This window comes from Streptomyces bambusae (genome assembly GCF_019400985.1).
Lineage (GTDB): Bacteria > Actinomycetota > Actinomycetes > Streptomycetales > Streptomycetaceae > Streptomyces > Streptomyces bambusae_A.
Genome location: NZ_WTFF01000447.1, coordinates 1 through 4,651 on the forward strand (window position 1 = coordinate 1; position 4,651 = coordinate 4,651).

General features: G+C 71.9%; 3 protein-coding genes and 1 pseudogene. All 4 read right to left on the reverse strand.

Features of this window, described 5'->3' with window-relative positions; genetic code table 11:
• Window positions 1-182 (reverse strand): annotated as a pseudogene (locus GPJ59_RS38145) (DNA-binding response regulator); the annotation flags it as partial.
• A gap of 689 nt (window positions 183-871) precedes the next feature.
• Window positions 872-1,840: a UDP-glucose 4-epimerase GalE gene (galE, locus tag GPJ59_RS33655; protein WP_219671724.1), complete on the reverse strand. Its 969-nt coding sequence runs from the start codon at window positions 1,838-1,840 to the stop codon at window positions 872-874.
• 153 nt (window positions 1,841-1,993) lie between these two features.
• Window positions 1,994-2,674, reverse strand: coding sequence for a response regulator transcription factor (locus GPJ59_RS33660; protein ID WP_219671726.1), 681 nt, complete (start codon window positions 2,672-2,674; stop codon window positions 1,994-1,996).
• 179 nt (window positions 2,675-2,853) lie between these two features.
• Window positions 2,854-4,533: a PQQ-binding-like beta-propeller repeat protein gene (locus GPJ59_RS33665; protein ID WP_258025311.1), complete on the reverse strand. Its 1,680-nt coding sequence runs from the start codon at window positions 4,531-4,533 to the stop codon at window positions 2,854-2,856.
• Window positions 4,534-4,651 lie beyond the last annotated feature (118 nt).

Below are 4,651 nucleotides of genomic sequence, written 5' to 3' on the forward strand. Positions count from 1 at the left end.
GCGTCGACCAGCAGCACGTCGAAGCGCCGGCCCTCCCCGGCCGCGCGGTCCAGGCAGCGCAGGGCCGCCGGCGCACTGCCGGCCGCGGCCACGTCCACGTCCGGCTCGGCCGCGAGGGCGGCCGCGAGCGACTCGGCGAAGATGCGGTGGTCGTCCACCACGAGAACCCGGATACGAACCACAGATAACCCCCAAGGGTCGGGGAACGGACGACTGCGGGTACGACGCCCGGACCGGGTGATGCGCAGCCGCCGCGGCCGCCGCCGTGACATCACTGCTACCCCGGACCGGACGTCGTACCCGACGTGTCTCGACCCCTGAATCAACACCGGCCCCCACCGGTGTCACGCATCAGCGTAGGGCCCCGCGCCGCCCACGGTTGGCCGAATAGCAGAAGTTTTCCGAGCGAATTTCGGGCCGCGGCGCTTCCGGCGGGCCTTTCGGTGGCTGGAATTCATCCTTCGCTGACCGTCCTGAAACCTTTCTTCGGCGTGGAGCGTGCCACCGGCAGATGCGTGGGGGGCATTTCACGCAGCGTGCGCACGCCGGGCGCCCGCGCACACAGCACGACCCCGGCGCACGGTCGTCACCGCGCTCCGGGGTCGTGCGCCGTCTGCTGCTCGACGGCCTGTCAGTCTTCTACCCGTCAGGAGCGGGCAGTCAGCGCAGTCAGGCGTACGCCGCCGTGCTTCCGCCCTCGGGCCCACCGCGTCAGGCGTACGCGCGTCAGGTGCGCACGGCACCGGCAGGCGTACGCCGTCACGTGCGCACGGTCAGGTGGGCATCGTCAGGTGGGCACGGTCAGGCGGGCACCGTCAGGTGAGCACCGTCAGGTGGGCACCGTCAGGTGGGCACGGTCAGGCGCACACGGTCAGGCCTGGGCGGCCCGGCGGCGCTGGGCGAACTCCCAGGCGTCCGCGACGATGCCGGCCAGGTCCGCCCGGCGGGGCGTCCAGCCGAGCCGCTCGTGCGCACGGCGCGCCGAGGCGACGAGGACCGCCGGGTCCCCGGCGCGGCGCTCCGCGACGACCTCGGGGATCTCGTGGCCGGTGACCTTGCGGACGGTCTCGACGACCTCGCGGACCGAGAAGCCGTTGCCGTTGCCCAGGTTGCAGATCAGGTGCTCGCCGGCGACGGCGGCGTCCAGGGCGGCGAGGTGGGCCTCGGCGAGGTCGGCGACGTGGATGTAGTCGCGTACGCAGGTGCCGTCCGGCGTCGGGTAGTCCTCGCCGAACACCGAGATCGCCTCGCGCTGCCCCAGGGCGACCTGGAGGACCAGCGGGATCAGGTGGCTCTCGGGGTCGTGGCGCTCGCCGAACTCGCCGTACGCGCCCGCCACGTTGAAGTAGCGCAGCGACACCGCGGCCAGGCCGTGCGCCGCCGCCTCGCCCGTGATCATGTGGTCCACGGCGAGCTTGGAGGCGCCGTAGGGGTTGGTCGGGGCGGTCGGCATCGTCTCGGTGATCGGGGTGGACTCCGGCTCGCCGTAGGTGGCGGCGGTGGAGGAGAAGACGAGCTTGCCGACGCCCGCCTCGCGCATGGCGGCCAGCAGGGCCATCGTGCCGCCGACGTTGTTGTCCCAGTACTTGCCCGGGTTCACCACCGACTCGCCGACCTGCGAGAAGGCCGCGAAGTGCAGCACGGCGTCGTAGGAGGCGTCCAGGTGGCGGCCCGCGTCGCGGATGTCGGCCTCGACGAGGGTGGCGCCGGCCGGGACGCCCTCGCGGAAGCCGGTGGAGAGGTTGTCGAGGACGGTGACCTCGTGGCCGGCCTCCAGGAGATGGGCAGCGCACACGCTGCCCACGTATCCGGCGCCGCCGGTGACCAGGTACTTGCTCACTCGCCTACTACCTCTCGCATGGGTGCACTCGTCCGGGACGGAGCCGGGATGGCGCCGCAAACGGTGTCGCGCGGTATGCGCACGACCCCTCTGGCTTACCCCATGACGGGTGCTGCGGGGAAATCGGGGCCCGCTACCGCCCCGCCCCGCCCCTCACTCCCCTGCGCGCGGTACGCCCGCCCGGTCCAGCAGGCCGGTGCGGGCGGCCAGCGCGGCCGCCTCCAGCCGGGAGCCGACGCCCAGCTTCATCAGCACCCGCTGCACGTGCGTACGGGCGGTGCTCGGCGCGATGGCCATCCCGGCGGCGATCAGCCGGGTGTCCTCGCCCTCCGCGACCCGCACCAGCACCTCGACCTCGCGCGGCGTCAGCAGCCGCAGCAGCCGGCCCGCCTCGTCGTCGGGCGGGGCGGCGGGGTTGAGCAGCTCCGCGAAGGCACCCTGGAGCAGCTGCGGGGAGATCGCCACCTCGCCCGCCCGGGCCTTGGCCAGGGCGCGCTCCACGCCCTCGATGCGCTCGTCCTGGCGTACGTACCCGCTGGCGCCGGCGGCGAAGGCGGCGGCGATCCCGCGCGGGTTGGGTACGGGGCCCAGGACCACGACGGCGATCTGCGGGCGCTCCCGCTTGATCCGCACCACCGGCTCGAACACGCCCGGCTCGGCCGGGGTGGCGGTGCCCAGCAGGCACACCTCCGGGGAGCGGCTGACGACCAGGTCGGCGGCGCCCGCCGCCGGGGCGGCCGCGGCCAGCACCCGGTGCCCACGCAGCTTCAGCGCCGAGGCGAGCGCCTCGGCCAGCAGCCGGTGCTCGTCGACCACCACGACCCGTACGCCCATTGCGGCACCCACCCCACCCCTTCTGCCCCGGCAAGCTACACGCTTGTTCGACGGCATGTGCCGGATACCGGCGAGAAGCCCCCGGAAGGACGGACCTTCCGGGGGCTTCCCGTGGGTGGTGCGGCGGTCCCGGGGCGTGCCCCGGGTTCCTGTCGGGCTCCTGTCGGGCTCCTGACCGGCTAGTTCGCGGCGAACGAGACGAAGAGGTACTTGGGGTCACCGCTCGACGACTTGCTGATCAGCTTCTCGGAGAAGAACAGCCGGCCGTTGTGGTAGCGGTATTCCGAATATTCCGGCGAGAAGCCGCTCTCGGCCCGGCGGATGTCCTTGTCCGCCGGATTCTCCATCAGGACGGTCTCCTTCATCGTGGCCCCGTCGATGCTGACGACCTGTCCGCCCTTGTCGTAGGGCGGCCGCTTGTAGGCGATGATGTTCGACCCGTCCATGCGCAGCGGGAACATCGTGTACCGCTCGCCGGCGTCGGCGCGGTCGGTGGTCTGCTTGCCCGTGTTCAGGTCGAAGGAGAGCAGCTCGTTGGTGCGGCCGCTGGCCGAGGAGCCCTGGTGCTCGATCGAGGGCAGGTAGACCTTGCCGTTGCCGACGACGATGCTGGAGCACCTCTCCACGTCGGTCGCCCCGCAATCGGGGTCGTAGTTGCCGGAGGACAGCGAGATCTTGCTCTTGAGCTGGCCGGCGTCGTCGATGACGAACAGGTCGCTGAGGCTGGAGGCGTTCTTGGCGGTGTCGCCGACGTCGGCGCCGATCACCAGCGGCTTGGTGGAGATGATGCTCGCGTACTCGATGCCCACGGACATCTTGTACGAGAACTTCGGCGCGCCGGTGGTGGGGTCGAGGACCTGGGCCTGGATGTAGCGCTGGCCGTAGTCGCCGCACTTGCGGATGACGGCGAGGGCCTCGCCGCCGCCGTAGCCGGCGTCGTAGCACTTCTCGGCGTCCGACCTGGGGGACCACAGGTTCTTGCCGTCGGCGAGGTTCCAGGCGGCGCCGCCCTGCAGGCCGCCTGCGGCGACGGTCTGGCCGGAGAGGGTGACCTCCTTGAAGGGCACCTTCTTGTCGCCGCTGGTGACGGACTGGGCGCCGCCGGACCACAGCAGCTTGCCCGCGGCCAGGTCGATGACGCCGACCTGGTTGCAGGCCGGGTACTTGTTCTGCTCGGAGGGCATGGCCTCCTCGAAGAGGATGGCGCTCTTGTTGTCGCTGATGTGGTGGGTCGCGGCGCACACCTCGCCCGTGAGCGGGATCTCCCACTTCTTGGCGCCGTCGGTGAGGCTGTAGCCGACGATCTTGCCCACGTCGGACTTGGCGTAGACGGAGTCCGTGATCCAGGAGCCGGAGACGTTGGTCACGTCATTGACCTGCGGCTGCGGGACGTTGACGAGCGTCTTGGACTTGATGTTGCCGGGTACCTTCTCGGAGCCGCCGGCTCCGGCGGGCTTGTCGCCGCCGCCGGTCGGGCCGTTGGCGGTGGTGCCGCCGCCGTTGCCGCCGCTGTCGTCGGCGGTCAGCCAGAAGCCGCCGGCGACGATGACGGCGATGGCGACGACCGCCGCGCCGATGATCATCAGCTGGTTGCGCTTGGCGTTGCCGCCGCCGGGGGCGGGCGCCGCCTGCTGCATCGGGACGGTCCCGGGCTGGGCGGTGTACGGCGACGGGGCCGGCGGACCCCAGGCCGGGGCCTGCGGCGGTACGCCGGGCTGTTGCGGGTAGCCGTAGCCGGGGGCGGGCTGCTGCGGGAAGCCGTAGCCGGGGGCGGTCTGCGGGTAGCCGTAGCCCGGCTGGGCGGGTACGCCCGGCTGCTGCGGCGGCGGACCGGCGGCGGCCCCGCTTCTTATTTCCATCCCCGATCCCCCCCAAGCCGGCGTCATGCTGCTTGTCGGCGTCTTGCTCGTAAAAAATATCTACTCCCCGGCCGCCACGCGACTGCTCTGCGTCGTCGCTTCGTGTACGCTGTGCGCC